The sequence below is a fragment of the Limisphaera ngatamarikiensis genome (assembly GCF_011044775.1).
Taxonomy (GTDB): Bacteria; Verrucomicrobiota; Verrucomicrobiia; order Limisphaerales; family Limisphaeraceae; genus Limisphaera; species Limisphaera ngatamarikiensis.
The window spans coordinates 12,729-38,123 of the sequence record NZ_JAAKYA010000089.1 but is presented as its reverse complement, the minus strand read 5'-3'; the positions used below and the strand labels follow the sequence as shown (position 1 = coordinate 38,123).

Genomic DNA, 25,395 nt, shown 5'->3' with positions numbered 1-25,395 from the left:
CCGGTACGACCCGTATGGTCAGTTGGAGTCGGGGCGACGGTACTGGGCGGACGGTCGGCCGGTGGCGGGGCAGCAGTTTGAGTATCGGCACGATGCGATTGGGAACCGGACGGTTGGGGGCTGGGGTGGGGATGAGCTGGGATGGAGTCTGCGGTGGAGCAGCAACACGGTCAACCGGCTGAACCGGTAAAGCCCATGGAGGGTTTCCGGGGTGGCGAGTGAGTTGTGGGGTGTAGAGGGCGAGGGTGAGGGGCGTGTGCGGGCCCGGGACGATGTCGGCGGCTGCTGGGTGCATTGACGTTATCGAGGCTGGTCGGGCGGGTGCAGGCCGGCCGTTGGCGAGCCCGGTGGACCGGCTGTGGGGTGGGTTCGTCGCGGCCGATGTCGTTGGCCGGGGGTTCATGCGGGGGTGTTGTCCATGGTAACGCTGTGGCACAGTGGCGTTCGACAGCGTTTGTGCCCGGCCAACGCGTGGTTCATTTCCTCGTGGCGGTTGGCGGCTTCATGAGGAATTGTTCGGGCACTCGCGTCCGGCCGGCCCGGTCGACAGGGACATCAAGCGCAAGCGGTCGGGTGGGGACAAACCCGATTGCCAGCTGTGCAATGAGTCGGCATAGTTGGTTCATGACTGCGCCATTGTTTCCTGTTCTGCTTCTGCTGGGGGTTCTGTCGCGGGTGATGCTGCCGGCTCAAACTTTCAATGTGCGGGACTTTGGCGCGCGTGGTGATGGCATGGGTGTGGATACGGGACCGATTCAAAAGGCCATGGACACGGCAGCGGCTCAAGGAGGCGGGGTGGTGATCATTCCTGCCGGCCGTTATTTAACGGGCACCCTCCATTTGCGCGACAATCTGACGGTGGTTCTGGAAAACGGCGCATGTTTGGTGGGCGTTACCAACCTGGACCTTTATGCTGCCCCGGTACCGCCGGCGCACATGCCGGAAGCTCGATGGGGGAAATGGCATCGCGGGCTGATCGTTGGCCAGGGGGTCACCAATGTGACCCTCGCAGGGCCGGGGCGAATTGATGGCAACCGGGTCTTTGACCCGACCGGCGAGGAACGAATGCGGGGCCCGCACACCCTGGTGTTTGTGAATTGCCGGCGGCTCACCATCCGGGATTTGGAAATTGTGGACTCGGCAAATTACGCGATTTTCTTCCTGGTCAGCGACGAGGTGGATATTCAACGGGTGAAAATCCGCGGTGGTTGGGACGGAGTGCACTTCCGCGGTTCACCCGAGCGCTGGTGCCGGGATGTGCGGATTCTGGATTGTCAGATGTACACCGGGGACGATTCGATTGCGGGCCGGTATTGGGACCGCACGCTGATCCAAAACTGCGTTCTCAACAGTTCCTGCAATCCGGTGAGGATCATCGGGCCGGTGCGCCGGCTCATCATCCAGCAGTGTCTGGTTTTTGGGCCCGGTCTGGAGCCGCATCGCACCTCCCAACGTTTCAACACACTGGCCGGCATCAACCTGCAACCCGGCGCCTGGGACGCAACGCAGGGGTTGACGGACGATGTGTTGATTTCGGACGTGACCATGCATCAAGTGGCGGCCCCGGTGCACATTTCGATGAAACCGGGCAACAGTGCCGGGACCATCCGCATCCAGCGGCTCAACGCCACCGGTGTCTACCGGGCCGCCCTCTCGGCTGAGAGCTGGGCCGAAGCGCCCATCACGAACCTCGTGCTGCGGGATCTGACGGTCGAATACACGGGTGGGGAACGGGCCGTTTTGCCGCTGCCGTCGGTCAAAGCCCCCGGCGTGGATGTTCGTCCTCTGCCGACGTGGGGGCTGTATGCGCGCAATGTACAAAAGTTGGAACTGGACAATGTGCGACTGCGCTGGGAAAGGCCGGACACGCGTCCGGCCATTCTCCTGGAAATGGTAGGGGAGGCCTGGTTCGACCAGGTCTCGGTACGTTTGGCTCCCGGCGCCACCCCGCCCCTCGTCACCAACCAAGTGGGAAAGGTTTACCTGCGCCACACCGATCTCACGGAGCCTTTCCGGCTGTTGCCCGAGGGTTCCAAGCCATGAGCGTTCTGCAATTGCAGCTCGGCCCAACAACTCCTGCCCCTGGTCGGTGGCCCTGCTTTCGATGTTGCTTATGGCTGCGAGAGTGGCGGGGCGCGGGGGTCGGCCGCGGGTGCGGTGGGGCGTTCGAAAGTCGTGTGGGCTGACATCACGTTGATGTTGGGAGTGATTCCCGTCTTGCAAGGTTGTGGCTGGGTGAGTTGTGCCGGAGAGGCGGCGCGGGGGTTGAGCTTTTCAATCTCTTGGAGTGTCCGAATGGCAGAGTCGCCGCGTGTGGTGGTTTGAAGCGGCCGGTCCCGGCCGTTTCTCCGTTTTATGGACCTGCGGGCCCTGGCGGAGGGCGCCAGTGTCGGGCGTAGTGGGGTGGCGAGAAGGGGTGGAAGGACCATGGGCCCGGTGCCATGGGTGGAGGTTTGGGGTTGCGGCTGGCGTTGAGCACCCGCGCAGGCGCGTGGCGTTCCGAAAGGCATGGAAGGACCCGCTTCTGTGATTCCGGTGTCTGAAGCGGCTCCCGTGCGGGTCTGGGCCGGACGAACCTGATGGGTGATGGAGGCCGAGGTCTGCCTGCGACGATCGAGCCGGCGTCGCGGGACAGTGGACCTGTGGCCCGGGGTGGCGGTTTGCGTGCGACCGGCTGGACATCGGGGTTGGGCTGGCGCATCGTGACGGTTCTTGAAGGGCGGTCGGACGGGGACCGTTGAAGAATTGCCGATGGAAGAGCCACCTGTGATGGGCGCCGGGCCGGAGCCGCAGCCGGTCCGCGAGGAACCACCGTCGCCGGCGTTCAGCTTGTTGGGACGGATGGTAAACGTGTTTGGCGTGCCGGGTCAGGTGTTTGAAGACCTGCTCCGGTGCCGGCCGCATCCCGGGCATTGGTTGTTGCCGGCGTTGTTGGGGTTCTGGGTGGGGTTTGTGGGGACGTGGTGGGTGTGGGGGATGCCGGCGATGCGGCAGTTCTGGATGACGCGGTATCGTGCGGCGGTGGAGGCGCGGGTGGCCGCCGGTTCGCTGGATGCGGATCGTGCCGGGGAACGGGTGACGAGGATGGAACGGATGTTGGCGTCGCCGTTTTTTCGCGTGGCGGTGGCGCTGGACGGCGGGCTGCAGGGCGGGTTGCGGTTTTTGGTGTGGGCCGGGGTGGGTTGGGGGTTGGGCCGTTGGGTTTGGCGTCGGCGCGTCTCCTGGGTGCGGTGTTGTGAGGTGTCGGGTCTGGCGAGCCTGATTGGCCTGCTGGGGGACGTTGTGACGCTGCTGATGATGGTGCCTGGGGACGGGTTGACTGATTCCGTGGTTGGAGGGCCCGGGATGCCGGGGCCGGGGATTCAGCGATGGGGGTGGGTCCAGGGGTTTGTGCAAAGTTTGCTGGGTTTCTGGCATTTGGCGGTTTTGGGTGTGGGGTTGTCCAAGCTGTTGGGCGTGGATTGGATCCGGGTGTTGTGGTGGTTGATTGGGCTGCGGCTGTTGGGGTCGCTGTTGACGTTGCTGGCGACGGGCTGGGTGTAGTCGGGGCCCGGTTGAAAGTGGGCGTTGAAACCTTTTCCAGGGCAGCTGCGTATGGAAGTGGAAGGGCAGGGTGATCGGGCCTTTGCCCCGGGGACAAGGGTGACAAGCATGGAACGAAAACGGAGGGTTTGGCGCTGGGTGGCGCTCGGGGGCGGGGTATTGCTCCTGGCCGGCGGGCTCGGGCTCTGGCTATGGATGCGGCGTGCTCCGGTGTACGAGGTGCAGACCCAGAAGGTGACGCGGCGGGATTTGACGGAAGTGGTGGTGGCCAACGGCCGGATTCAGCCGGTGGTGCAGGTCAAGATCAGTGCGGAGGTCAGCGGTGAGATTGTGGAGTTGCCGGTGAAGGAGGGGCAGAGCGTTCGGCAGGGGGATTTGGTGGCGCGGATCAAGCCGGACGTGTACCTGGCGAACCGGCGTTCGGCGGAGGCGTCCTATCAGGCCGCCTGCTCGGCGCGCGACCAGGCAGAGGCGAATCTGCGGAAGGCGGAGGTGGAGTTTCGGCGCCAGGAGGAGCTGTATCGGGCGCGGTTGATTTCGGAATCGGCGTTTTTGGAGGCGCAAACGGCCCTTGAAGTTGCGCGGGCCCAGGTGGAGCATGCGCGGCATCAGGTGGAGGTGGCCCGGGCGTCGCTGGCGCGGGCGGAGGAGGAACTGGCCAAGACCACCATTTATGCTCCGATCAGCGGGACCATCAGCAGGTTGAGTGTGGAACGGGGCGAACGGGTGGCGGGCAACACCATGATGGCCGGCACGGAGCTGATGACGATTGCGGATCTGGACAACATGGAAGCGCGGGTGGAGGTGGGTGAAACGGACGTGGTTTTGCTCCGGCCCGGGCAGAGGGCACGCCTGGAGGTGGACGCTTTCCCGGATCGCGTGTTCACGGGTTATGTGACGGAGATTGCGAATTCGTCGCGGAATCTGAATCAGCCGCTGGGTTCCCAGGAGGCGACCAAGTTTGAGGTGCGGATCCGGGTGCAGGAGAAGGAGGCGTTTCGTCCGGGGATGAGTGTGACGGCCGAGATTGAGACCCGGTATCGGACGAATGTGTTGGCGGTTCCGTTGGCGAGTGTGACCACGCGGTCGGCGGAACCCGCCCGGGGCACGGGTGCGACGGAGGGGAGAGGGGAGGATTCATCCGGGGATGGGCCGGTGGGTGTGGGGGACCCGGACCCGGGTGCGGCCCGGCGCAGGAACCGTGACGCGGGGCGGACGCAGTCGGTGGTGTTTGTGGTGGAGAACGGTCGGGTCCGGATGGTGCCGGTGCAACTCGGCATCAGCGATGCGGATTATTGGGAGATTGTCGAGGGCCTGACCGAGGGACAGGAGGTGGTTACGGGGGGCTACAAGGCGATTCACCGCGAGCTGACGGATGGTGCGCGGGTACGGGTGGTGCCGAAAGGGAAGGCCCCTCGTGGGGGTGGCGGTTGAGTCCGCCGGGGAGATGGATGCGCACGGGCCGGACGGGCAGGGTGGCGAAGGGTGTTCGGAGCCCCGGAAAAGTAATGCAGGTGCGATGAGTCTGATCCGGTTGATTCAGGTGGGCCGATGTTATCGGATGGGATCGGAAACCATCCACGCGCTTGTGGACGTGAACCTGGAGATCGAGCGCGGGGAGTACGTGGCCATCATGGGGCCCTCGGGCTCGGGGAAGTCCACCTTGATGAACATCATCGGATGCCTCGACAGTCCCACGTCCGGCCGGTACGAGCTTGACGGCGTGGATGTGAGCCGGATGGACGACAATGAGCTGGCGGACGTGAGGAATGAGCGCATCGGTTTTGTGTTTCAGAGTTTTCATCTGCTGCCGCGTTCGACGGCGTTGCACAATGTGGAACTCCCGTTGATTTACGCGGGTTTGCCGGCTGAGGAACGTCGGCGCCGGGCGCTGGAGGCGCTGGAGCGGGTGGGGTTGGCGGATCGGGTGCATCATCGGCCCAATGAGTTGTCCGGCGGCCAACGGCAGCGGGTGGCGATTGCGCGGGCGCTGGTGAACCGGCCGGCCCTGTTGTTGGCGGATGAGCCGACGGGCAACCTGGATTCGAAGACGGGCGAGGAGATTCTTGCGTTGTTCGACACGCTGTGGCGGCAGGGGCACACGATCCTGCTGGTGACGCATGAAGAGGATGTGGCACGGCACGCGCAGCGGGTGGTGCGGATCCGGGACGGGCGCATTGCCGCCGACGTGAGGTGTTCGGGCGCATGAGACTGGCCATTGAACTGGGCGAGGCCCTGCGGATGGCACTGGCGGCGCTGGCGGCCAACAAGCTCCGGGCGGCTTTGACGACTCTGGGCATTGTGATCGGTGTGGTCACAGTGACCCTGATGGGCACGGCCATCGAGGGGTTGAACCGCTCGTTCCTGCAGAGCGTGTCGAGGATCGGGACGGACGTGTTGTTTGTGGATCGGATGGACTGGTTTATAGGGTCGCGCGAGGTTTGGCTGCGGATGCAGAAGCGGCGTCCGATTGACCTGGGGGATGCGCGGGCGTTGGAGCGCGCGGTGGGTTGGGCGGTGGCGGTGGCCCCTGTGGCGCGGGGGAATCAGCCGGTGCGGTATCAGAACCGGAGTGCGGGCAGTGTGTTCATCATCGGGACGACCGACCAGTACTTGTTGACCGCGGGTGTGCGGGTGAGTTTGGGCCGGTTCCTGAGCAGTGCGGAGGTGGCGGGGGCGCGGCCGGTCTGTGTGATTGGCACCGAGGTGGCGACCAACCTGTTCCGGCACGAACCGCCGTTGGGTCGGCGGATCCGGATTGGTGGTGGCACGTTCGAGGTGGTGGGGGTGCTGGAGCGGCAAGGGACGTTTCTGGGCGCGTTCAGTTTGGACAATCAGATCATCGTGCCGCTGGGGGCCTTTCTGGCGTCGTTTCAGAGCCGGCCGGATCTGCAAATCCAGGTGAAGGTGGGCAACGTGGCGGCCTTGGAGGATGCGCGGGAGGAATTGCGACAGGCGATGCGGCGGGTTCGGCGTTTGGCGCCGGGTGAGCCGGACGATTTTTCCATCAATCAGCAGCAGCAGTTCATCCGGGTGTTTCAGCAGGTGGGTGGCACGATCGCGGTGGTGGGGTTGTTCATCACCGGCCTGTCGTTGTTCGTGGGCGGGATCGGGATCATGAACATCATGTTTGTGTCGGTGGCGGAACGGACGCGGGAGATCGGGATTCGCAAGGCGGTGGGGGCCAGGCGGCGCGCGATTCTGATGCAATTTCTGTTGGAGGCGGCGGCCATTTGTCTGATGGGCGGGCTGGTGGCGCTGCTGCTGGCGTGGCCGTTGACCCTGGGTTTGCAACTGATGTTGCCGGCCCGCTTGTCCCTGCGTGTGGCGGCCCTGGCCCTGGGGGTGGCGTTGGTCACGGGGTTGGTTTCCGGCCTTTTGCCGGCGTGGCGGGCGGCCCGGATGAACCCGGTGGACGCGTTACGTGCGGAGTGAGGGGTATGTCGTCAGAACGGGAGGCGAGCATGGGGGTGCCGCCGGTGTTGGACCGGGCGGGGCCGGTGCGGTCGGGTTGGGGCGCCGGACGGCGCAGGGCATGGTTTTGGGCGGAGGTGGCGGAGGGGTTTCGCATGGCGATGGCGGCGCTGGTGGCGCACCGGTTGCGTTCGGCCCTGACGCTGCTGGGGGTGTTGGTGGGGGTGTTTTCGATCATGGTGACGATGACGGCCCTGCGGGTGTTGCAGAGCAATGTGGAGCGGGAGATGAGCCAGCTGGGCGCGCACACGTTTGCGGTGCGGAAGTGGCCGGCGCTGTATTTTGGCGGGCCGGAGGGCCTGGAGAAGTACTGGCGTCGCAAGCCGATCACCTGGGACCAGGCGCGCTGGATTGAGGATCGAGCGCGTTGGGTGGCGGCGGTGGGGGTGGAAGACGAGTTCTGGGCCGGGGAGGTTTCGAGTCGGTATGCCCGGACGGCGCCCACGGTGCGGTTGTTGGGGGTGACGACGGGTTGTTTTCCTGCTCGGGGCTGGGTGTTGGCCGAGGGCCGGGCGTTGATGGAGTCGGACGTTGTGAATGCGCGGGAGGTGTGCGTGTTGGGGAGCCGGGTGGCGCGGACGTTGTTTCCGTTTGGATCGGCGGTGGGGCAGTCGATCAAGATGGATGGGGTGCCGTATCGGGTGGTGGGGGTGATTGCGCCCCGGGGTGGCGGGCAGGGGAGTGATCAGGATGACTTTGTGGCGGTACCGTTGCGCACGGCTCTGAACCGGTACGGTCACAGGAACCGGAGTTTGACGCTGCTGGTGCAGGCCCGGGACGGGGCGGTGTTTGAGGACTGCATGGAGGAGGTGCGCGGGCTGTTGCGGCTGGCGCGGCGGGTGCCGCCGGGGGCGGAGGATGATTTTGAGGTGTTCTCGAATGACTCGCTGATCCAGCAGTTTCAGGCGTTTACGCTGGCGGTGCGGATCGGGGTGGCGGTGATCAGTTCGATTGCCCTGGTGGCGGCGGGGGTGGGGATCATGAACATCATGCTGGTGTCGGTGACGGAGCGGACGCGGGAAATCGGGATTCGCCGTGCGGTGGGGGCCAAACGCCGGCACATTTTGGGGCAATTCATTCTTGAAGCGGTGGCGTTGTGCGAGGTGGGCGGCGTGTTGGGGATCATTTGCGGGATCGTGGGTGGGAACCTGACGGCCTGGTACTTCAAGGTTCCACCCGCCATTCCCTGGGACTGGACGTTGGTGGGGCTGTTGAGTTGTTCGGCGGTGGGGGTGGTGTTCGGGACCTATCCGGCGTTGAAGGCGGCGTACCTGGACCCGATCGAGGCGTTGCGTTACGAGTGAGTTTGGCCGGTTTTGGGCTTTGGCGCGGCGGACGGCGGGCCGGTGCGGTGTTGGGTGCGGATCCGGCGGCTTTTTTGTTGGAGGGTGTCCGGGCGGAACATTGACGTGGTCACGGGCGCCGGCCTAAGTTTGCGGCTGATTGGAACAAGCGCGGCCCGCGGCAGGGCCGGCTGTCCGGCGTCGCCGGCATGGCGCGCCCGGAAACCGAAGTCCGCAGGGGCCGCATGGGTGGGAGATCCGGGGTCCGGCAAACCCCGACTCCCGGGGTCATACAATGCAACGCAAACTGGCATGAAAACTTATCAACCTTCGGACATTCGGAACTTCGCCATCGTGGGGCACGCTTCAGCCGGGAAAACCATGCTCAGCGAATGCATGCTGGCCTGTGCGGGCGTGATCAACCGGCTGGGGAGTGTGGTGCAGGGCTCAACGGTCTCCGACTACCACGATAACGAGCGGGAACGGAAGATTTCCATCCAGACCTCGATGCTGCACCTCGAATGGCTGGGGCGGAAGTTCAACATTCTGGATTGTCCGGGGTATTTGGATTTCATCGCCGAGGCCCTGGGTGCATTGCGGGTGGCGGACCTGGCGGTGATTGTGGTGGACGCCAAGGAGGGTCCCGGGGTGGGGACGATGCAGGTCTGGGAGTGGGCGACGCAATTCGGGATTCCGAAGGTGTTTGTGATCAACGGTCTGGACCGGGAGAATGCCGATTTTGAACGGACGCTGGCGCAGATTCGCGAGTTTGCGGGCGACCGGGTCTTTCCGTTGAGCGTGCCCCTGGATGCGGGGCCGAATTTCCAGACCGTGCTGGACGTGCCACGCAGCGAGGTGATCACGTACGAGCGGGGTGGCTTGGGCAAGTTCAAGGAGGCACCCGCCACGGGGGCCCGGGCCGAGGAGGTCAACCGCCTGCACGAAAAGTTGATGGAGTACATTGCGGAGGCCGACGATTCGCTGACGGAGAAGTACCTGGAACAGGGTCGGTTAACCGAGGAAGAGCTGCGGGGCGGTCTGCATCAGGCGATTCTGCAGCAGACGTTCATTCCGGCGTTTGCCACGTGCGCCGAGCACAATGTGGGGGTGGCCCGGCTCATGGACTTCATCGCCAAGTACGGGGCTGCCCCGACCGACCGGCCCAAGACCCGGGCGCTGGACGCCAACGACCAGCCGGTCGAGATTTCCCTCACCGACCCGGAACCCGTGGCGTATGTGTTCAAGACGGTGAGCGAGCCCAAGTTTGGGGAGGTCTCCTTTTTCCGCGTGTACTCCGGGAAGGTTGCGGTGGGTTCCGAGCTGTTCAATCCCCGGAGTCGGACCACGGAAAAGATCGGGCAGTTGTACCTGTTGAACGGGGCCACACGCGAGCCGATCAACGAGGTGGTGGCCGGCGATATGGGCGCGACGGTGAAACTGAAGAGCACGCACACGTGCGATACGTTGTGCAGTCCGAAGTTCATCTGCCGCCTGCCCGGTGTGCAGTGGCCCAAGCCCAGCATCCATGCCGCCATTGAACTGAAGGTGAAAGGCGAGGAGGACAAGCTTTCGCAGGGCCTGGCGGCTTTGCATGCGGCCGACCCGACCTTTACCTACACGGTGGACGCCGAATTGCGCCAGACGATCCTGTCCGCCCAGGGCGAGCTGCATCTGATGGTCATCACGGACGAGTTGAAGAAGCGCTTCCGGGTGGAGGTGGATTTGGTGCCGCCGCGCATCCGGTTCCGTGAAACGATCAAGTCCAAGGGCGAAGCCAAGTACCGGCACAAGAAGCAGACGGGTGGCGCCGGCCAGTTTGCCGAGGTTTGGATGCGGATCGAGCCCAGGCCGCGCGACACCGGCCTGGAGTTTACCGAATCGCTGGTGGGCCAAAACGTGGACCGGGTGTTTGTGCCGTCGGTGGAAAAAGGGGTTCAACGCGCGGCCATGGAGGGCATCCTGGCCGGGTATCGCGTGACGGACGTGAAGGTGGACTTCTACGACGGCAAGATGCATCCGGTGGACTCCAAGGACATTGCCTTCCAAATTGCGGGCTACGAGGCGTTCAAGGAGGCGTTTCGGTCGGCCAACCCGATCCTCCTGGAACCCATCCAGAACGTGGAGATCCGGGTGCCCGAGGAGTACATGGGGGCGGTCATGGGCGACCTCTCCAGTCGCCGGGGCAAGATCGTCGGCATGGAAAGTCTGGGCCGGATGCAGATCATCCGTGCGCAGGTGCCGGCCGCCGAGATGTACCGTTACGCGGTGACTCTGCGGTCGCTGACCGGCGGGCGCGGGGTTCATACTGAGGAGTTCAGCCATTACGAGGAGATGCCGGCCGCGCTGGCGCAGAAGGTGATCGAGGAAAGCCGCCGCCAACGCGAACAACAGGCTGCAGAGAAATAGCCGGCCGGGATGGGTGGCGGTTCCGGTGGACCGGCCCTGTCCGGCAGCCGGAGGTCGGCATCTGATCCACGGGTGGCGTGGAAGCTGCGTGTGGGCAGAGCACCGGAGGTTACGGTGCCTGCAAGGCCCCATGGACGGAGGCGGATCGGGGCGGGGTCGGCGGCGGCCGGGTAGGGCGAGTGCCGGCTTCCTGCGGGCCTTCAACTCCCTGCCCGGCGGTGGCCACGGGCCTGCTTGTTGGTAGCGCGACCCGTGCACCCTTGCGAGTCCGAATGGGCTACCGCGGTTGCAGGGTTGGCCCCGGGGAGGAACGGAGGGCTTCGGGCAGGCATCGGACGGGCCCTTGGCGGACCGGCGGGCCTTGTGCGCCAAAAGTAACTGTTACCCGGCGCGAGGCGGGCGGGATGCCCGTTGCGCCAAAATAGGTGTTACCCTGTTGACCCCCACTTTGGAAACGAAGGAAGGCAGCGTCCGCAGGCGCTGGGCCCTCCTTCGCTCCCGTTGGGGGGGCACAGTTTTTTAACCCCAGTCTCCGGCGCCTTCAAGTCGGCAAACGGCGCCGGGCTTCGATGGCCTTCTTCTGCCGTTCAATGTCCCGAGCCAGTTGGAAGGGGTTGAGCGTGGCGTGCAGGGCTTGCAGGCGGGCCTTGGTTTCCGCGCTGACTTCCGCCGCCGCCAGCACCCGCGCATAGGGCGTCTGCGCCGGCCCATACTGCCGCACCAGGCGCTGGCCCCGCCGTTGCTTCTGCTCCAGCTTGAGCGTCGGCAGGAAGTGGTTGATCAACTGCCCCAGCGCGCCGGCGCACAGGGCGTTGATCAGCGGGGTGACCTCGGGGTTGTCGTAGCGTTCGTAGCCGAAGTGCTCCCGCACCCGCGTCCGGTTGCGCAGCTCCACGTGCGCGTTGTCGTTCCTGTGCCAGGGCCGCGCCCAGGTCAAAAGCACCGGTCGAGGCCGTTGGCGCAGCCAGGCCACCAGGTGATGGTTCAGGAACTCTCCGCCGTTGTCGCAGTCCAGACCCCGGAGGGCAAAGGGCAGGCTCGCCTCCAGATCGCGGATGTGCGCCAAAGTGCAGTGTTGACTGCGGTTTTCCAGCGCGCGCAGGCCGGCCCAGTCGGTGCGGATGTCCACGGCGTCGAGCATCCACAGATGCCGGTCATCCAGGCAGCCGCCGCACAGGGCCACCGTGTCCACCTCCAGCCAGCCCGGTCCGGTCTCGGTCCATTCCACACGGGTGGGAATGCTCGGGCGCAACAGACTCCCGGGCCGGGTGCCGGCGCGCCGACGGCCTCCCACGCGCAACGGTTGTAGCAACCGATCCAGGGTGCGGGGGCTGGCGCTCAAGAGGGTGTGGCGCAGGTCGGCGTCCAGACGACGGTGATCGGCTTCATAGGCCGGCAGCCATTCGGGCAACAGAGCCCGCAGCCGCAGCCCGCAGGGTTGCAAGGCGGCGAACCAGATGGGCTTGAGGATCGGCAGCAGGGTGTCGGGGTGATAGGTCTTGGGCCGGCCCAGGAGCAAGCCCGGCGGTCGTGGCGCAGCCGGGCGGGCGCGCAAGGCGCGGATGGCGGCCTTGCGATGGTAGCCCAACAAGCTGACCGCTTGGTCGAGCAGTTGACGTTTGTAAAGCCTGCCGGCCCGGGCGTAAGCACGCCGCAGTTTGGCCAGCACCTCGCGTTTGGTTTGTGCGCTCATTTGGGTGTTCATGGCGGGTAACAGTTACTTTTGGCGCAGCGACCCGTTTCCGCCAACGACTCCACCCCGCCCGGGTAACAATCTTTTTGGCTCAAATCGCGGGCGGGCATGGACGGCGGGGCCGGGCTTTACAGGGGCCATGCTTGTGCGCATCTTGAGCGCGGGTTATGGACGTGTTTTGGAGCATTTTTGTTGTGCCGATTGGCGTGGCGATCTGTTTCGGGCCGGCCCTGATCGCTTGGGTTTGGATGGAACGGCGTTCGGGCCGTGAATCGAATGCCGGCGGCCGTGCCGGCGGCAAGCCCTCTTGAGTCTTATGAGTGAACCCCACATTGCTGCGCGTCGCCCCTACGTGCAGGAGACACAGCCGGGAACGTATTGGTGGTGTGCCTGCGGGCGTTCGGGGGCCCAACCGTTTTGCGACGGCTCGCACAAGGGAACCGGGCTGGGGCCCGTGAAAGTGGTCATCGAGAATGCCCGGACCGTTGCCTGGTGCGGCTGTAAACATTCCGGCAACGGCGCCTTTTGCGACGGCACGCACGCGCGGCTGGGTTGAGCCCGCCCCTGCTGCCCCGGCTTTTCACGCCCGGGCGAGTCCCGGGTTGGCAGCCGCCGTTTCGTGGGGGAACGGGCTGCGGGGGCTCCCACGATGGGCTCTGCTTTCTTTTTGAGCGGACTGTTCGGAGAGCGACCCGGTTTTTTTGGATCGCAAACCCTGCAGCAAGCCCGCCGACCACGGCGGGATTTTCGTTTTGAATCGGGCGGGTGAAGGGGCGCATATTGGGTACGGTTGCTGAACCGGAGCATGTCGGAACCACCATGAAAGACAAACAGAACCAAGAGGGGACGGGCGTCAGTCGGCGCACTTTTTTGCGGAAGACATCACTGGCCGTGGCGGGATCGGCTGCGGTGAGCGGGTTTCCGTTTGTCATCACGGCGAGGGCGGAGCCGGACGATCCGATTCGGGTCGGGGTGATCGGCTGTGGAGGTCGGGGTGGAGGGGCGGTCCTGGACGTGCTGGGTGTGCAGACGGAGGTGGTGTATCCGCGGGAGGGCTATCACACGGAGACGGTGAAGGAGGGGGCCACGGTTGCGCGGAAGAATGTTTCCGTGGTGGCGTTGGCGGATTTGTTTCCGGACCGGTTGGCGCATTGTCGGGAGAACCTGGCGCGTGTGGGGATCACCGTCCCGGACGACCATTGCTTTACCGGCTTCGACGCGTACAAACAGCTGCTTGCGATTCCCGAGGTGAACTATGTGATCCTGGCCACTCCGCCGCATTTCCGGCCCATGCATCTGATGGCGGCGGTGCAGGCGGGCAAACACGTGTTTATGGAGAAGCCGGTGGCTGTGGACGCGCCCGGGGTGCGGATGGTGATGGAGGCGGGTCGGATCGCCAAGGAGAAGGGCCTGGGCATTGTGGCGGGCACGCAGCGCCGTCACATGCACAGCTACAACGAAACGATCAAACGGATCCAGGACGGCGCTCTGGGCGAGTTGATGTACGGGACGTGCTACTGGAACGGTGGTGTGATCTGGGTGGTGCGACGTCGGCCCGAGTGGTCTGACATGGAATGGCAGATCCGCAACTGGAACTATTTCACCTGGTTGTCGGGCGATCATATTGTGGAGCAGCACGTCCACAATCTCGACATCATGAACTGGGTGATCGGGACGCATCCGATTCGGGCGCGCGCATTGGGGGGGCGACAAGCCCGGCCTGCGGAGCCGGACTATGGACACATCTACGATCATTTTGCCGTGGAGTACGAGTATCCCAACGGCGTCCGTGTTTTCAGCCAGTGCCGGCAAATGGATCGCTGCGACAACCTGGTGGGCGAGTTCATCGCCGGGACGAAGGGTACCAGTGATTGTCAGAGGTGGATCCGTGTCAAGGGCGGCCAGACGTGGCGCTTTCAGGGCCAGGAGGTGAACCCTTACGAGCAGGAGCACCTGGACCTGATCCAGAGTATTCGCGAGGGTCGGCCGTTGAACGAGGCCCAGGCCATTGCGGAGTCCACCTTCACGGCCATCATGGGGCGGGAATCTGCGTACAGTGGGCGGACCGTGGAGTGGGACAGCCTGTTGAAGTCGGAGAAGCGGTTGGGGCCGGAGAAATACGAATTTGGGCCGCTGCCGTTCCCGGAGGTGCCGATTCCCGGGCAGTATCGGCTGGGTTGAGGCTGGTGGACACATCCGTGGAGTTTCCTGGGTGCGGCTGCGGACGTGAACGGAGGGTGGTCTGATTGTCCCCCGGTCCGGCCGCGGGCCTCGGGTCCGGGGCTGCACCGGTTCGGCTGTACCCTGCCCCGAACTCTCCGAGCCTGGTCTGGGGTTTGCTACGCCGTTGGGTGCAGGTCCCGGTGAGGCCGGAGGGGGCACACGGCCCGCGGGATCCTGCAGGTGGGGCGTTTGCTGCACGTGTTGGGCCCATGACAGATTGCCCGGGCGGGCGTATGGTGAAGCGGGTTCTTTGTGGACCGGGCCATGAATGCGGCGTTTTTCCAGCAAAGTCGGCCGCCTGCAGTGGCGGGCATGTTCTATCCGGACAACGCCCATGAATTGGCGCGGTGGGTGGAACGGTTTGTGGAGGAGGGCCGTCCGGGTCGGGCTTCCGATCCGAAGGCGATCATCGCGCCGCATGCCGGTTACATTTATTCAGGGCCGGTCGCGGGATCGGCGTTTCGGCCCTGGGCCGGTGCGGGCGGTCGGATTGAACGGGTGGTGTTGATCGGGCCGTCGCACCACGTGTGGTTTGAGGGGATAGCACTGCCGCAAGCCGGCGAGTTTGTGACGCCGCTGGGGCGGGTGCCGGTGGACCGGGAGGCGGTGGAACGAATTGTGGATCTGCCGCAGGTGCGGTTGTTCGATGCGGCGCATGCGGCAGAGCATTGTTTGGAAGTGGAGCTGCCTTTCTTGCAGGTGTTGTTGGGCCGGTTTGCGATTGTGCCACTGGTGGTGGGGGAGGCGTCGGATGCCCAGGTGGCCGAGGTGCTGGACCGCCTCTGGGGCGGACCGGAGACGCGCATTGTGGTCAGTTCCGATCTCAGCCACTACCATCCCTACGAACTGGCCAGGCGCCTGGACCGCGCTACGGCCGGGGCGATTGAGGCGGGTCGGGCCGAGGTGCTGACCCCGCAACATGCCTGTGGATTTCGTGCGATCCGTGGCCTGCTCCGGACATTGGGCGCCCGCGAGCTCGGTGTGGAGACGGTGGACCTGCGGAACTCGGGGGACACCGCCGGGCCGCGAGATCGGGTGGTGGGTTACGGTGCCTTTCAGTTTGCGCCCCGGCCGCCGGGCACGTCCTGAGAGAACGTACTCCGCGTTCTGGTGGGGGTGACGGGCTTGAGGACGAGGGGTGCGTCGCGAGCCGACCTCAAGGGGTGCGTGACGGTTTCAAAGGGTTTGGGTGCACCGGCCCGTTTGGGGGTCCACGACAGCTTCGCGAGGGATCCGGACCGTGGTCCGGCCGATTCGGATGGAGGGGTCGCCCCAGCCATGAAACACCCGAACGCGTCGTGAGCGGGTCAGGGGACGGTCGTCAAGGCTGCGCAGTGTGAAGAAGGGGGCCTGGTGGTAGGTGATGTCGTTCCATGTGCGTGCGTGGAACGCGATGAAGCGGTCGGACTCCACCACGAATCCACCCGGCGGCAGCACCGTGGGGCCAAAGGCGGAGGTGAGCCAGGGGAAGTCGTTGGTGCTCCGGTTCACCACCACGGTGCAGGCACGACGGGGATCGCTGCCGAAACGGACGCGTTGGACCTGATGATCCGGCGTGAGGAAGGCGTGTTCGGTCATGGGCTGGTCTGCGGTCAGGAGGTTGAGGGGGCCCAATAATTCCTGGGTGTTCTTCAAGAAACGATCCCACGGGTGGAGTCCTTCGGCCCAGCCGTGGTCGGCCCGGAGGAACAGCGCCGGGTCCGGACCATTGGCAGATGCGGTTTCGGGTTCCGGTTCCCACCGGGCATGGTGGTCACGCAGGATCAGGCGGCCTGCGCGGATTCGGCGTTCAGGGTCGGCCGGGCCCTGGAGCTGGGCGCGCCGGCCCGTGGCGGGGTCGTACCAGCCGATGCGGATGGAGAACGGGCCGTTCAAACCTTCCGGGATGGTCACGTTGAAGGGGCCGACCTCCCGCGCGCCGGGAGTCCACTGACGGGTGGGAGGCTCGGGGTCATGATCGTTTTGGAAGAGGATCCGGCCCTGTTCATCGCAGAAATGGACGAAGACCCGCCAGTTGCGTTTCGGGGGCTGTTCGATTTTCCAGGCATAGCGAATGGAGAACGCGCGGGGGCCTGTGGATTGGATGGCGGCGATGGAAGGTTCCGCGCGTTCGTAGAGATCCTCTTCCCAGTACAGGCCCGGCGGGAGGTTGTGATAGTGGAGGGGGCGTCCCAGCAGGAGGTGATGCAAGACGTAGTCGGCGGCCCGGGCCGGGTCATAGCCGTATTTGCCATAGATCTGGATGCACTCGCGATAGACGAGTTCGAACAGGGGAACGGGTTCGGCGTTCAGTCGTGTCAGCAGATCCCGGTTGTGCAACGGGTGTCCGCCCACGCCGGCCAGGCCCTCGAAAAAGTCGGCATGGGGAACGGCCCATTCGCGACCGTCTTCGCTGCCGAAGCTGCCGAACAGGTTGCGGGCGTAATCGCTCAGGGCCTGTTTCCAGCGGAGGTCGTCCTCCCGGGTGAGGGGGTGTTGGGGGTCATGACATTCGTAGAGGCCGGCGGCGAAGGTGGTGTCGATAAAGTAGGCGTTGGCGCCGGAGAGGTTTCGGACCGCGGGGAGGTTTTGCGGGCGTGCGGCCAGCTCAAGGGCCATGCGGGAGCAGACGATCCATGCCTGTCCGCCGGCCCACACGCCGCCCTTGGTGGGTGAGCCGTCCGCGTTTTTGTTGAGCCACCTTTCGTCCCAGGAGGGGGCGTCGCGGTACATGTCCTGGTAATTGTCGTGCGGGCTCAGCAGATAGCCGAGTTTGAGGATGCGGCGACAGGCATCGCGGAAGGCCGCTTCGCCGCCGCATTCCGGCGCGGGCGGTAGAATGTCGGGGTGCTGATTATCGTAGCCTCTGTGGATCCAGCCGCCGATGCCGAAAAGGACCCTGTCCAGGTGCAGGTCGTGCCTGAGGTGTTCGGCCACGCGGGCGGCCTGGTCGAAGGTCCAGTTCACGTGCACCGCGAGCTCGCGGGTGCTTGTTTCGTCCATGCGACGGTCGAGCAAGCTCCACAGTTTTACGTTGGCAGCGCCGAGATAGCGGGTCCGGTCGGGATGGCCCCGGAGTTTCTGCGACCAGGGGACCCACCAACCGGCGTTGCGCGCCAGGTTTTGATAAGCCTTGGCGATTTGGACATGGTCTCCCCGGCCGACCGGGATCCAGCGGATTTCGCGGGCTGCGGGGCCCAGGTCGAACGCGGCGGTGAGCCGTGCGCCGGGGTGATTGGTGGGGCCCGCTTGCAGGCGCCGCTGCAATTCCACGGTGACGTCGGGATTTGTCCATGTCCAGAGCGCGGCCGAGCCGAGCCGTGCGGTACCCAGCATGGCCATGTGACATCCCTCGTATCCGTAGGTTTCGAATCGGGCGTGGAAGGGTTGGGAGCCTTCGGCCGGGACGCGGAGGCCCATGCGGACCGGGACGAACGCGGCTGCGGCTTCACCGGACTGACCCAGTCGCAGTTCCTCGAAGAGGCGGAGGCGGGCGACCGGCAGGGCGGGATCGGCCTGCCAGCGGAAGGCGAATCCGGGACCGTCCGGCAAGCGGGTGATGCGCAGGTCAAACCCGGCCGGCCCCTGGCGCGACCCGATTTGGAACCGCAGCCGCAGCCCTTCCGGTTCCGGGACAACTTCGCAGCGGTCCAAGGGGAGATCGCTGCGGCCGCCGGTCTCGGCCAGTGTCACACTGGCCCAGGGGCGGTCCACACTGCCGCATTCCCAAGAGACGCCGGTGCGCAGGTCGGTCAGCACGAGGCTGCCGGATTGCGGGAGGATCACCAGTCGCGCGGGCCCGTGATCCAGAACCACGGGTTGGCTGTGGCCGGTGGCAGCTTTTGCGCCGGCGAGGAACAGGATTAGCAGCGCGGTGGCCATGGAGGCGGTCGGGATCCGAGGAGATGGGTGGATGGCGGTTCGCATATGCGACGTGGCCCAGCATGCCGCAGGGACGTTGAAGCCGCAACCGCGCGCGGCTCGGCCGCGGGTCAGGGCCCGGGTATCGGGGGGGTCTCAAGGGCGGGCGGCGCTCAGGAGGAGAATCAGGCCGCCCAGTGCGATCCGGTACCATCCGAACAAAGCGAACGTGTGGGTCTGCACGTAGCGGAGCATCCATCTGACGGCGGCGAACGAGACGAGGGCCGAAACGGCGGTGGCCAACAGGATGACAGCCCACGGTTCCTCGGGCCTGATGCCGTGCCGCCAGGCCTGGAACAGTTTCAGTCCACCGGCGGCCAGGAGGGTGGGTATGCCGACCAGGAAGGAGAATTCGGTGGCTTGGGGACGTGCGGTTCCCAGCAACAGTGCCATGAGGATGGTGGCGCCGGAGCGGGAGGTTCCCGGGAAAACGGCCGCCACCAGCTGGCCCAAGCCCACGGCGATGGCGACAGCCCAGGTGACGCCGCCGGTGGGCGGTCGGCGTTGCAGCCGGGCTTCGACGGCCAGGAAGGCGATACCGCCGATCAAAAGCGCCAGTGCGACGGGCAAGGGGTTTTCGGGCAGTTGAAACCCGGATTTTTCCAGGACCACGCCGCCGACGCCGGTGATGCCGAAGGCGGTTAGGAGTTTCAGTCCGTAGTCCCTTCCGCTCCGATCGGTCCAGGGACGGAGCAACTGTTGCAGGCGTTCAGGGAACAGTGGCAGGACGGCCAGCACGGCGCCGCACTGGATGACGATGTTGAATAGGTCGCTGCGGTGTCCGACACCGCCGAGCTGTTCCGCCAGCAACAAATGTCCGGTGGAGGAGACCGGGATGAACTCCGTGAGTCCCTCGACCAGGCCGAGGAGCAGGGCCGCCAACCATTCGTTCATGACGCGTTTCCTTCCCGGGCCGGGGCCAACGGCCGGCGTTCGGACCGGGAGGCGTCATGATTCCTTGTTTTTGCGGAAGGACAAGAAGGAACGACCCTCTTCCTGGCGCTGACGCACCTTGAGTTGGCCGAGGATTGCATGGAGGCCGATATAGATCTTGTGCCACTGGTTCTCGATGTTGCGCAGGGCGGCGTCGTTTAATTCGCTGAGGTAACGCAGCGACGGGGCGAGGTTGAGCACGTTGTGGACCTCGTCCTTGGTGGGCGAGGTCACCTCCACGGAGGCGAGGATGAGTTCAAGTTCCTGGACGATGATGGTTTTAACCTCGAGGAACTGCGCCTCCTCCTCCGGGCCGAATTTTTTCTCGCGCGCCAGATCGACGAAGTGATGGAACTGTTTCCAGCACTCGCAATAGTTTTCCATTTCCTGGATGAGCTGGTCGAGCTGTTTGCTAGCCATAGGTCCCTCCGGGATTCAGGCCGGCGTAGTGAAGGGCGTCTGCGGGAAGACGAAAACCAGGGCGCCGCCCCGCAGTTCCCGTGCCGTGATTTTGAGTCCCTGAAAATGCACCACCAAATCGGTTACCACCAGACCGGCGTCGCGGGCCTCGCGGAATGTGGCCAGCAAGGGCTGGGCAATCTCGCGCAGCAGGCTGACCGGGTAGTCCGAGGGGAGGGTGGAGGCGAGCAGGTGCCCGTTGCGATCCACCGTGAAGCTGCCGGCGGGCAGGGGACGCAAGGGTGCCGGGTGGTTTCGGATCCACTTCATGGCTGCAACAACGCAACGGCCTTGCGGAGTTGTTCGCGGGCACGGTCGGGTGCGATTCGCCCGTGCCATTCCACCATCAATCCCCCGTCGGGCAGGGGCGCCAGGCCCACATGTTGCTGCCAGCTCCAGCCCTGGACCTGTTCCAGCGGTCCCACGGCGAGTTTCTCCCCCAGCCGTTGGTAGCGGTCGAGGGTATGCTGCGCCCACCGGCGCACCTGCTCCGGGTATTCGATCCCGCGACCCTCCCATGGCCCGGCCGGGTCGCTGGCAAAACGGAGGACGGCGCTGACCCTTTCCATCCGCGCAATTTGTTCCAAAGGGGGCGGCGGTGACGGGATTTCGGGTTCCCCGGGCGGTTCGGTTCCCGTGCCCGATTCGTCCATCGCCTGGGCCGTTTCCAGCAGGAGGGCGTTGCAGGATTTGAAGATCCGTTGGGGGCGATCCGGATCGGGTGGCAACTGTTCGAACGTGCCGCTTTTCCAACTGAGAATGTGGGCGAAGGCTTCTTCACCGACGAGGCCTTCCGTTTCTGCGTCAATGAGTTCCCCCCGGAGAATCCAGATGCGGCCTTCCCAGGGGCCGTTGGTGACGCGGAGGACGGTCGAGTTTTGGGAGAGGCACTCGAGCTGCAGGAGGTCCACCAGGCTCTTGCTCTGGACGCCGCGGAATCCGCCCGAGGCCTCGCGGCTGAGCAGGGATTCCAGGGAATCCAGAAACAGTTGCACCTCGCGTTCATTGGCCGGCTTTTGCCAGTAGAGGTCCACCCCGAGGGCGTAGACCCGTGATCGCAGGGACTCGTCGGTCAGGGCGGTGAGTGCGACTGTCCGCAGCTGTGGGTACTTGCGCCGCACCACGGCCAGGACTTGAAGGCCGTCCATCTTTGGCATCTTGAGGTCGCAGAGGAACAGGTGGAACGGCTCCTCCTCCAAGAAAGCCAGCGCCTTGAGTCCGGTGTTGGCAGTACGGATCTCCGGATTGCTGGGAAGCCGCGCCAACAACTCCCTGTACAGCTCCAGCAGGTCCGGATCGTCGTCCACCAACAGGACTTTCGGACGTGTTTGCATCTTCAGCTGCTTTGTTCATCGGCCGCCTGGCGGCCGTTTCAGCAGGACCGGCCCGGCAGGGACGGCTCAGATGTTTTTGCCGGCCCTGACTCCGGTTGTTTTTCCGGCCCCGCCGATCTGCCGGTGGCCAGGTGCGGGGCAGGCCTGTTGCGGACCGCGGTGCGGTCCGCTCCTTCCGTCGGCTCCCGGCCGGGTGACCCCGGAACGAGCCCGGAGCAGGGATTGTTCCGCCCTCCCCGGCTCCGACCGCGTGACTCGGCGTTGGCCCTGGTCGAGTGGGCTGCCGAAGCAAGCCCCGGCCCTTGCTCCCCGGGTGAGCATCGGCTGCCTGGCACGGAGACTTTAGCAGGACGTGAAGGTGGAAGGTGTTGGGGGCGTTTCGAGGATCGAGAGTGTGTTTCCCATTGAGAGCCCGGGTCGGAGTGGTCCCCACGCGCAGGTGCCTATGACCCGCCGCCGTACAGGGGGCGTCTCAAGACAGGACAGAGCCCGGCGTTTAATGGGGAGCCTGTTTGGGCGATGGCGACTGGCGCCGTAGTCGGGGAATCCCTGCCGAGACACCCGGGCGGCCCGGTCGAGTGTGATCGGCGGTGGCACACGGGTGGCCTTGGGGACATTGCATCGAACAGCGCCAACACAAACGAATCGTCCCGGTCTCATTTTGGCATGGACGGTGCTTTGCACGAGTTGAGTTGTCTGTGGTCGCCGGGGGTTGGTGACTGCGTTTCGACCGGTGGCCGAAGGCTGAACGCCCCCGAAGGGCACCGTCCGGGCCGTGGGGCGCACCATGGGCCGCGAATGGAGACTGACGATGAAGAAGTGGTTGCAGACGGCGTTGCGCTGGTTCCGGCAGGAACGTGAGGGCCAGCGTGGTGAAAGGATGGACGGAGACGGGACGTCGTCCGGTGGGTCACAGCCCGTGTTCAAAGCCGTTGCTCCGCATCTTGCTTCGAGTGTTCCGCGCAGCCCTGCGGTGGCACGCCCTGCAGCTGCACCGGCATCTCATCCGGCTGCCGGGTCCTCCGACGGTGGAGCCGTGGGGCGGGGACCGGTAATCGGGGTCCAGATGCCCAGGGCGGCGACCGCGGTGGCTCCCGGATCCGTCGTTCGGGGCGGTGGGGAGCGGGTGTTTCTGCCTTTACTTCCGATATTGGAACGGCTTCCGCAGGAACTGAAGGCGCGGGTTCGGGCGCCGGTGCCGGCAGACCTGGAGATCAGCCTGCCGTTGGAATCCCTGTTGCCGCAGCTGGCCCGGGGGCAGGTTCAAATCACCTTTGGCCAACTGCGACAGGCCGCGCCGGGAACGCTGTCGGGTGGGCCCGATGTGGACGAAACGCCCGTTGTGGTGCCGTTGGAGTTGGTTTTGCCGCGGGTGGGTGTGGAGCGGCTGCCCCGACGACGCGACCAGAAGACCGTGAGTGTGCCGGATGACATTGTGGGTCCGTTCGGACCCGGTGGGTCAACGGCCCCACCATCGGGGGCAGGGCATAACCGTCTGGCCGTGCGCGTGGCCGACGACAACGGGAACGGCCAGGGGCACGCTCAATCGGCGCCGCGGTTTCACGCCCCGGGCGGTGCTGTACCGGACCAGGTCCGCAGCCATGAAACCGCGTTTTATCGGAGTCCCGTTGATTCTGGTCGGTTGAGTCCGGCCCCTACTGGTGCGCCGCCCCCTCCTTCTGCGACACCGGGTTCCGGTACAACCTTTTTTGCTCGCGCCGGTGCGCCGACACCTGCGGCTTGTCCGGGACCGCTGGCCCCACCGTCCGTTGCCCCTGCTGCGGCTGGCCATGGGATCAACGGCCAAACTTATAAGCACGAAACCGGGTCGACGCCCGCGGTTGCGGTATCGGTTCCCCCTGTTGGCCAGACACCTTCGGGCCCGGCAAATACCGAACCGCTGCCCGGCACGGTGCAACTGCCGTTGACGTCCGTTTCGAAGGGCTGGCCCGACCCCATCCAACAGGAGCTGGGCCGGCTCAATGTGCCGGACGGGCGTCTGGTCATTCCCGCCTCGATCCTTGAGAAGGGGCTGCGACAGGGCCGGGTGGAGTTCCCCTGGCGGTTGATCCGGGCGTGGATTCGGCCTGCGGTGGCCACGTACGCCTCCCCGCATGATGCCATGCCCCTGGCGTTGCCCCTTGCCGTGGTCGCACCGGCCTTTTTGCAGCAACGGAAGCCGGTGTCTCGCGCCCGCCGAGAGCTCGCGCCGGATGAAAGCATCCCCAACCTGTTCGATGAGCACGGGCGGCCGGTGGGGGTCGCGTCCGGGCCGCAGGGTGCCGGACCCGCCGTGACCGCTTCTGCGGGGGGCGCTCCCCAATCACCCGCCGGTGCGGCCGGAACGTCTTCTGGCGCGCAGCCCGTGGATACGAATTTCTATTCGCCGCTGGATCTTGCCGACGCGGCGCAGACGCCCCCCACGGGTGCCGGGGTTGGCGGAACGACCGAATGGGTCCGGCGGGCGACCACTCCCGCGGAAGTGGTGAACCGCGCCGTGTCCTTGCCCGGCGTTGCCGGTGCCCTTGTGGCCCTGCCGGACGGTCTGAGCGTGGCGGGTCAGGTGCCGCCCCAGTACAACAGCGAGACCCTGGCCGCGTTCCTGCCCCAGATTTACGCAAAGGTCAGTCAGTGCACGCAGGAACTGCGGATGGGGGCTCTGAACAACCTCAGTTTCACCGTGGGGCAGGTGCCCTGGAAGATCTTCCGCGTCAACAACCTCTTCTTTGCCGCGTTTGGACGTGCCGGAGAACCGCTGCCCACGGCTCAACTGGCCGCGCTGGCGGCCGAACTGGATCGCAAACCCAAAACCGTGTAAGTCCCATGGCCATCATCAACCAGGCAACCCGCGAGCTGCAGGTGAAAATCGTGTATTACGGGCCCGCCATGGGCGGGAAAACCACCAATCTGGTGCAGATCCATGACCACGTACAGACCGCTGCCGGTAACAAGGGCAAGCTGGTCTCGCTGGCCACGAGCTCGGATCGCACGCTCTTTTTCGACTTCCTGCCCATTGAGGCCGTGTCCATTCGGGGGTTCCGCACCAAGTTCCAGCTCTACACCGTGCCGGGCCAGGTCATCTACAACACCACGCGCCAACTCGTGTTGCGGGGTGTGGACGGCATTGTTTTTGTGGCCGACTCCCAGTACGAGAAGATGGCCGAAAACGTGGAGAGCTTCCAAAACCTCCAGGACAACCTTCGGACGCTGAAGATGGACCTTGACGAGATCCCGTACGTGCTTCAGTACAACAAGCGGGATTTGCCCAATGCGGCCCCGGTGGAGTACCTGGAGTTTGTGCTGAACAATCGCGACGTGCGCGTGCCCTCCTTTACCGCTTGTGCCAACCGGTGCGAGGGCGTGTTTGAGACCCTCAACATGATCACCCGGTTGTTGCTGCACAAATTCATCCACCAGAGCATCCCGCAATACGCATGACATGGCCGCTTTGCCCCAGTTGCTCGAATCCGACGTGCAGGTCCTGGACGCCGTGCTGCGGGAGCTCCTGACGCAGTGCGAGGCCACCGCCGTCCTGTTGACCGATCAGGCCGGGTTCCTCATCACCCATCAGGGCGACGACCGCCGGTTCGATCTCACCACCATGGCGGCCCTGGCGGCCGGGGCGTTCATGGCCAATCAGAGCATCGCCAACCTCCTCCAGGAATCCAACTTTTCCAGCACCTATCAGCAGGGTGAACATTACAGTCTGTTCATGCGGTGTGTGGACAACGCATGCATGTTGCTGGTGGTTTTCCCGGCCAAGGGCAGCGTGGGCGCGGTCAAATACTACGCCAACGCGGCCTGTGAACGTCTGGCCGCGCAGCTTCGCATTGCCCGCGAGCGCAATCCCGCTGCGGGACTGGACCTGGCCGAACTCAATCTCCTGGACAGCGAGACCCTCTTTCGCCGCAAATCCTAGGCGCGGGGGCCCTGGGTCGGATGGTTTCCCGCTCCGCCCCCTCCCTCCGATCCTGTCCGCGCGAACGGCGCCGGACTCACGGTCCCTCGCGGTGAAGCGCGGATTCTGTCCCGACCCCTCGGCGAATGGGGAAGCTATTGTGGCTTCCCTTGGGGCAGGGGAAGGCATTGCCGCGGCCTTCAACCGACGCTGCACCGGTCGGTGCTGGACCAGCAGCGGCATGCGGCG

20 protein-coding genes and 1 pseudogene are annotated in these 25,395 nt (G+C 65.1%); 15 read left to right on the top strand and 6 right to left on the bottom strand.

Going from position 1 to position 25,395, the window contains the following annotated elements:
• From G4L39_RS13590 to G4L39_RS13555, 8 genes are all read left to right on the top strand, one after another.
• On the top strand, positions 1-190 hold a 190-nt coding region (locus G4L39_RS13590; RefSeq protein ID WP_205881023.1), incomplete at its 5' end, for a hypothetical protein.
• Between the two features lie 434 nt (positions 191-624).
• Positions 625-2,043 (top strand): glycoside hydrolase family 28 protein, encoded by a 1,419-nt coding sequence (locus G4L39_RS13585; RefSeq protein ID WP_165108993.1) that lies wholly within the window; start codon positions 625-627, stop codon positions 2,041-2,043.
• A gap of 708 nt (positions 2,044-2,751) precedes the next feature.
• Entirely contained in the window at positions 2,752-3,543 is a 792-nt protein-coding gene (locus G4L39_RS13580) for a hypothetical protein (RefSeq protein WP_165108991.1), read from the top strand.
• Between the two features lie 108 nt (positions 3,544-3,651).
• Positions 3,652-4,977, top strand: a complete 1,326-nt coding sequence (locus G4L39_RS13575) for an efflux RND transporter periplasmic adaptor subunit (RefSeq protein WP_165108989.1) — start codon at positions 3,652-3,654, stop codon at positions 4,975-4,977.
• Between the two features lie 85 nt (positions 4,978-5,062).
• The gene (locus tag G4L39_RS13570; protein WP_276607589.1) at positions 5,063-5,752 is read left to right on the top strand and encodes an ABC transporter ATP-binding protein; all 690 of its coding nucleotides are present in this window, start codon (positions 5,063-5,065) and stop codon (positions 5,750-5,752) included.
• Entirely contained in the window at positions 5,749-6,978 is a 1,230-nt protein-coding gene (locus G4L39_RS13565) for an ABC transporter permease (protein ID WP_165108987.1), read from the top strand. The genes G4L39_RS13570 and G4L39_RS13565 overlap by 4 nt, the downstream gene beginning before the upstream one ends.
• A gap of 5 nt (positions 6,979-6,983) precedes the next feature.
• On the top strand, positions 6,984-8,321 hold the full coding sequence (locus G4L39_RS13560; protein ID WP_276607588.1) for an ABC transporter permease: 1,338 nt from the start codon (positions 6,984-6,986) through the stop codon (positions 8,319-8,321).
• A gap of 291 nt (positions 8,322-8,612) precedes the next feature.
• Positions 8,613-10,706, top strand: a complete 2,094-nt coding sequence (locus tag G4L39_RS13555; protein ID WP_165108985.1) for an elongation factor G — start codon at positions 8,613-8,615, stop codon at positions 10,704-10,706.
• Between the two features lie 541 nt (positions 10,707-11,247).
• On the opposite strand, the gene G4L39_RS13550 is transcribed toward G4L39_RS13555, so the two are convergent.
• Positions 11,248-12,411: a hypothetical protein gene (locus G4L39_RS13550; protein WP_205881022.1), complete on the bottom strand. Its 1,164-nt coding sequence runs from the start codon at positions 12,409-12,411 to the stop codon at positions 11,248-11,250.
• A 304-nt stretch (positions 12,412-12,715) separates the two neighbouring features.
• On the opposite strand from G4L39_RS13550, the pseudogene G4L39_RS15845 reads away from it, so the two are divergent.
• The 4 genes and pseudogenes from G4L39_RS15845 to amrB form a co-directional block, all read left to right on the top strand.
• A pseudogene (locus G4L39_RS15845) lies at positions 12,716-12,823 on the top strand (CDGSH iron-sulfur domain-containing protein); the annotation flags it as partial.
• A 30-nt stretch (positions 12,824-12,853) separates the two neighbouring features.
• Positions 12,854-12,955, top strand: coding sequence for a CDGSH iron-sulfur domain-containing protein (locus tag G4L39_RS15840; protein ID WP_343203340.1), 102 nt, complete (start codon positions 12,854-12,856; stop codon positions 12,953-12,955).
• Positions 12,956-13,218: 263 nt separating this feature from the next.
• Positions 13,219-14,580: a Gfo/Idh/MocA family protein gene (locus G4L39_RS13540; protein ID WP_165108979.1), complete on the top strand. Its 1,362-nt coding sequence runs from the start codon at positions 13,219-13,221 to the stop codon at positions 14,578-14,580.
• A 306-nt stretch (positions 14,581-14,886) separates the two neighbouring features.
• Positions 14,887-15,711, top strand: a complete 825-nt coding sequence (gene amrB, locus G4L39_RS13535; RefSeq protein WP_165108977.1) for an AmmeMemoRadiSam system protein B — start codon at positions 14,887-14,889, stop codon at positions 15,709-15,711.
• A gap of 87 nt (positions 15,712-15,798) precedes the next feature.
• On the opposite strand, the gene G4L39_RS13530 is transcribed toward amrB, so the two are convergent.
• From G4L39_RS13530 to G4L39_RS13510, 5 genes are all read right to left on the bottom strand, one after another.
• Positions 15,799-17,937, bottom strand: a complete 2,139-nt coding sequence (locus G4L39_RS13530; RefSeq protein WP_425485750.1) for a DUF5696 domain-containing protein — start codon at positions 17,935-17,937, stop codon at positions 15,799-15,801.
• Positions 17,938-18,618: 681 nt separating this feature from the next.
• The gene (locus G4L39_RS13525; RefSeq protein ID WP_165108973.1) at positions 18,619-19,416 is read right to left on the bottom strand and encodes an undecaprenyl-diphosphate phosphatase; all 798 of its coding nucleotides are present in this window, start codon (positions 19,414-19,416) and stop codon (positions 18,619-18,621) included.
• 54 nt (positions 19,417-19,470) lie between these two features.
• Entirely contained in the window at positions 19,471-19,875 is a 405-nt protein-coding gene (locus tag G4L39_RS13520; protein ID WP_165108971.1) for a hypothetical protein, read from the bottom strand.
• A 15-nt stretch (positions 19,876-19,890) separates the two neighbouring features.
• Positions 19,891-20,184 carry a hypothetical protein gene (locus tag G4L39_RS13515; protein WP_165108969.1) on the bottom strand — a complete coding sequence of 98 codons (294 nt, stop codon included), beginning with the start codon at positions 20,182-20,184 and terminating at the stop codon, positions 19,891-19,893.
• Entirely contained in the window at positions 20,181-21,248 is a 1,068-nt protein-coding gene (locus G4L39_RS13510) for a response regulator (protein WP_165108967.1), read from the bottom strand. The genes G4L39_RS13515 and G4L39_RS13510 overlap by 4 nt, the downstream gene beginning before the upstream one ends.
• A 1,912-nt stretch (positions 21,249-23,160) precedes the next feature.
• Here G4L39_RS13510 and G4L39_RS13505 point away from each other — a divergent pair.
• The 3 genes from G4L39_RS13505 to G4L39_RS13495 are packed head-to-tail and all read left to right on the top strand — an operon-like array spanning position 23,161 to position 25,167.
• On the top strand, positions 23,161-24,066 hold the full coding sequence (locus G4L39_RS13505; protein WP_165108965.1) for a roadblock/LC7 domain-containing protein: 906 nt from the start codon (positions 23,161-23,163) through the stop codon (positions 24,064-24,066).
• 5 nt (positions 24,067-24,071) lie between these two features.
• Positions 24,072-24,686 carry a GTP-binding protein gene (locus tag G4L39_RS13500; RefSeq protein WP_165108963.1) on the top strand — a complete coding sequence of 205 codons (615 nt, stop codon included), beginning with the start codon at positions 24,072-24,074 and terminating at the stop codon, positions 24,684-24,686.
• Between the two features lies 1 nt (position 24,687).
• Entirely contained in the window at positions 24,688-25,167 is a 480-nt protein-coding gene (locus tag G4L39_RS13495; RefSeq protein WP_165108961.1) for a roadblock/LC7 domain-containing protein, read from the top strand.
• Positions 25,168-25,395 lie beyond the last annotated feature (228 nt).

What these genes read in the sequence shown, in the direction of transcription:
- G4L39_RS13525 (WP_165108973.1), bottom strand. Translation starts at nt 19,416, where the DNA reads ATGAACGAATGGTTGGCGGCCCTGCTCCTCGGCCTGGTCGAGGGACTC.
- G4L39_RS13510 (WP_165108967.1), bottom strand. Translation starts at nt 21,248, where the DNA reads ATGCAAACACGTCCGAAAGTCCTGTTGGTGGACGACGATCCGGACCTG.
- G4L39_RS13550 (WP_205881022.1), bottom strand. Translation starts at nt 12,411, where the DNA reads ATGAACACCCAAATGAGCGCACAAACCAAACGCGAGGTGCTGGCCAAA.
- G4L39_RS13580 (WP_165108991.1), top strand. Translation starts at nt 2,752, where the DNA reads ATGGAAGAGCCACCTGTGATGGGCGCCGGGCCGGAGCCGCAGCCGGTC.
- G4L39_RS13560 (WP_276607588.1), top strand. Translation starts at nt 6,984, where the DNA reads ATGTCGTCAGAACGGGAGGCGAGCATGGGGGTGCCGCCGGTGTTGGAC.
- G4L39_RS13555 (WP_165108985.1), top strand. Translation starts at nt 8,613, where the DNA reads ATGAAAACTTATCAACCTTCGGACATTCGGAACTTCGCCATCGTGGGG.
- amrB (WP_165108977.1), top strand. Translation starts at nt 14,887, where the DNA reads ATGAATGCGGCGTTTTTCCAGCAAAGTCGGCCGCCTGCAGTGGCGGGC.
- G4L39_RS13515 (WP_165108969.1), bottom strand. Translation starts at nt 20,184, where the DNA reads ATGAAGTGGATCCGAAACCACCCGGCACCCTTGCGTCCCCTGCCCGCC.
- G4L39_RS13495 (WP_165108961.1), top strand. Translation starts at nt 24,688, where the DNA reads ATGGCCGCTTTGCCCCAGTTGCTCGAATCCGACGTGCAGGTCCTGGAC.
- G4L39_RS13540 (WP_165108979.1), top strand. Translation starts at nt 13,219, where the DNA reads ATGAAAGACAAACAGAACCAAGAGGGGACGGGCGTCAGTCGGCGCACT.
- G4L39_RS13530 (WP_425485750.1), bottom strand. Translation starts at nt 17,937, where the DNA reads ATGCTGGGTACCGCACGGCTCGGCTCGGCCGCGCTCTGGACATGGACA.
- G4L39_RS13565 (WP_165108987.1), top strand. Translation starts at nt 5,749, where the DNA reads ATGAGACTGGCCATTGAACTGGGCGAGGCCCTGCGGATGGCACTGGCG.
- G4L39_RS13500 (WP_165108963.1), top strand. Translation starts at nt 24,072, where the DNA reads ATGGCCATCATCAACCAGGCAACCCGCGAGCTGCAGGTGAAAATCGTG.
- G4L39_RS13570 (WP_276607589.1), top strand. Translation starts at nt 5,063, where the DNA reads ATGAGTCTGATCCGGTTGATTCAGGTGGGCCGATGTTATCGGATGGGA.
- G4L39_RS13520 (WP_165108971.1), bottom strand. Translation starts at nt 19,875, where the DNA reads ATGGCTAGCAAACAGCTCGACCAGCTCATCCAGGAAATGGAAAACTAT.
- G4L39_RS13585 (WP_165108993.1), top strand. Translation starts at nt 625, where the DNA reads ATGACTGCGCCATTGTTTCCTGTTCTGCTTCTGCTGGGGGTTCTGTCG.
- G4L39_RS13575 (WP_165108989.1), top strand. Translation starts at nt 3,652, where the DNA reads ATGGAACGAAAACGGAGGGTTTGGCGCTGGGTGGCGCTCGGGGGCGGG.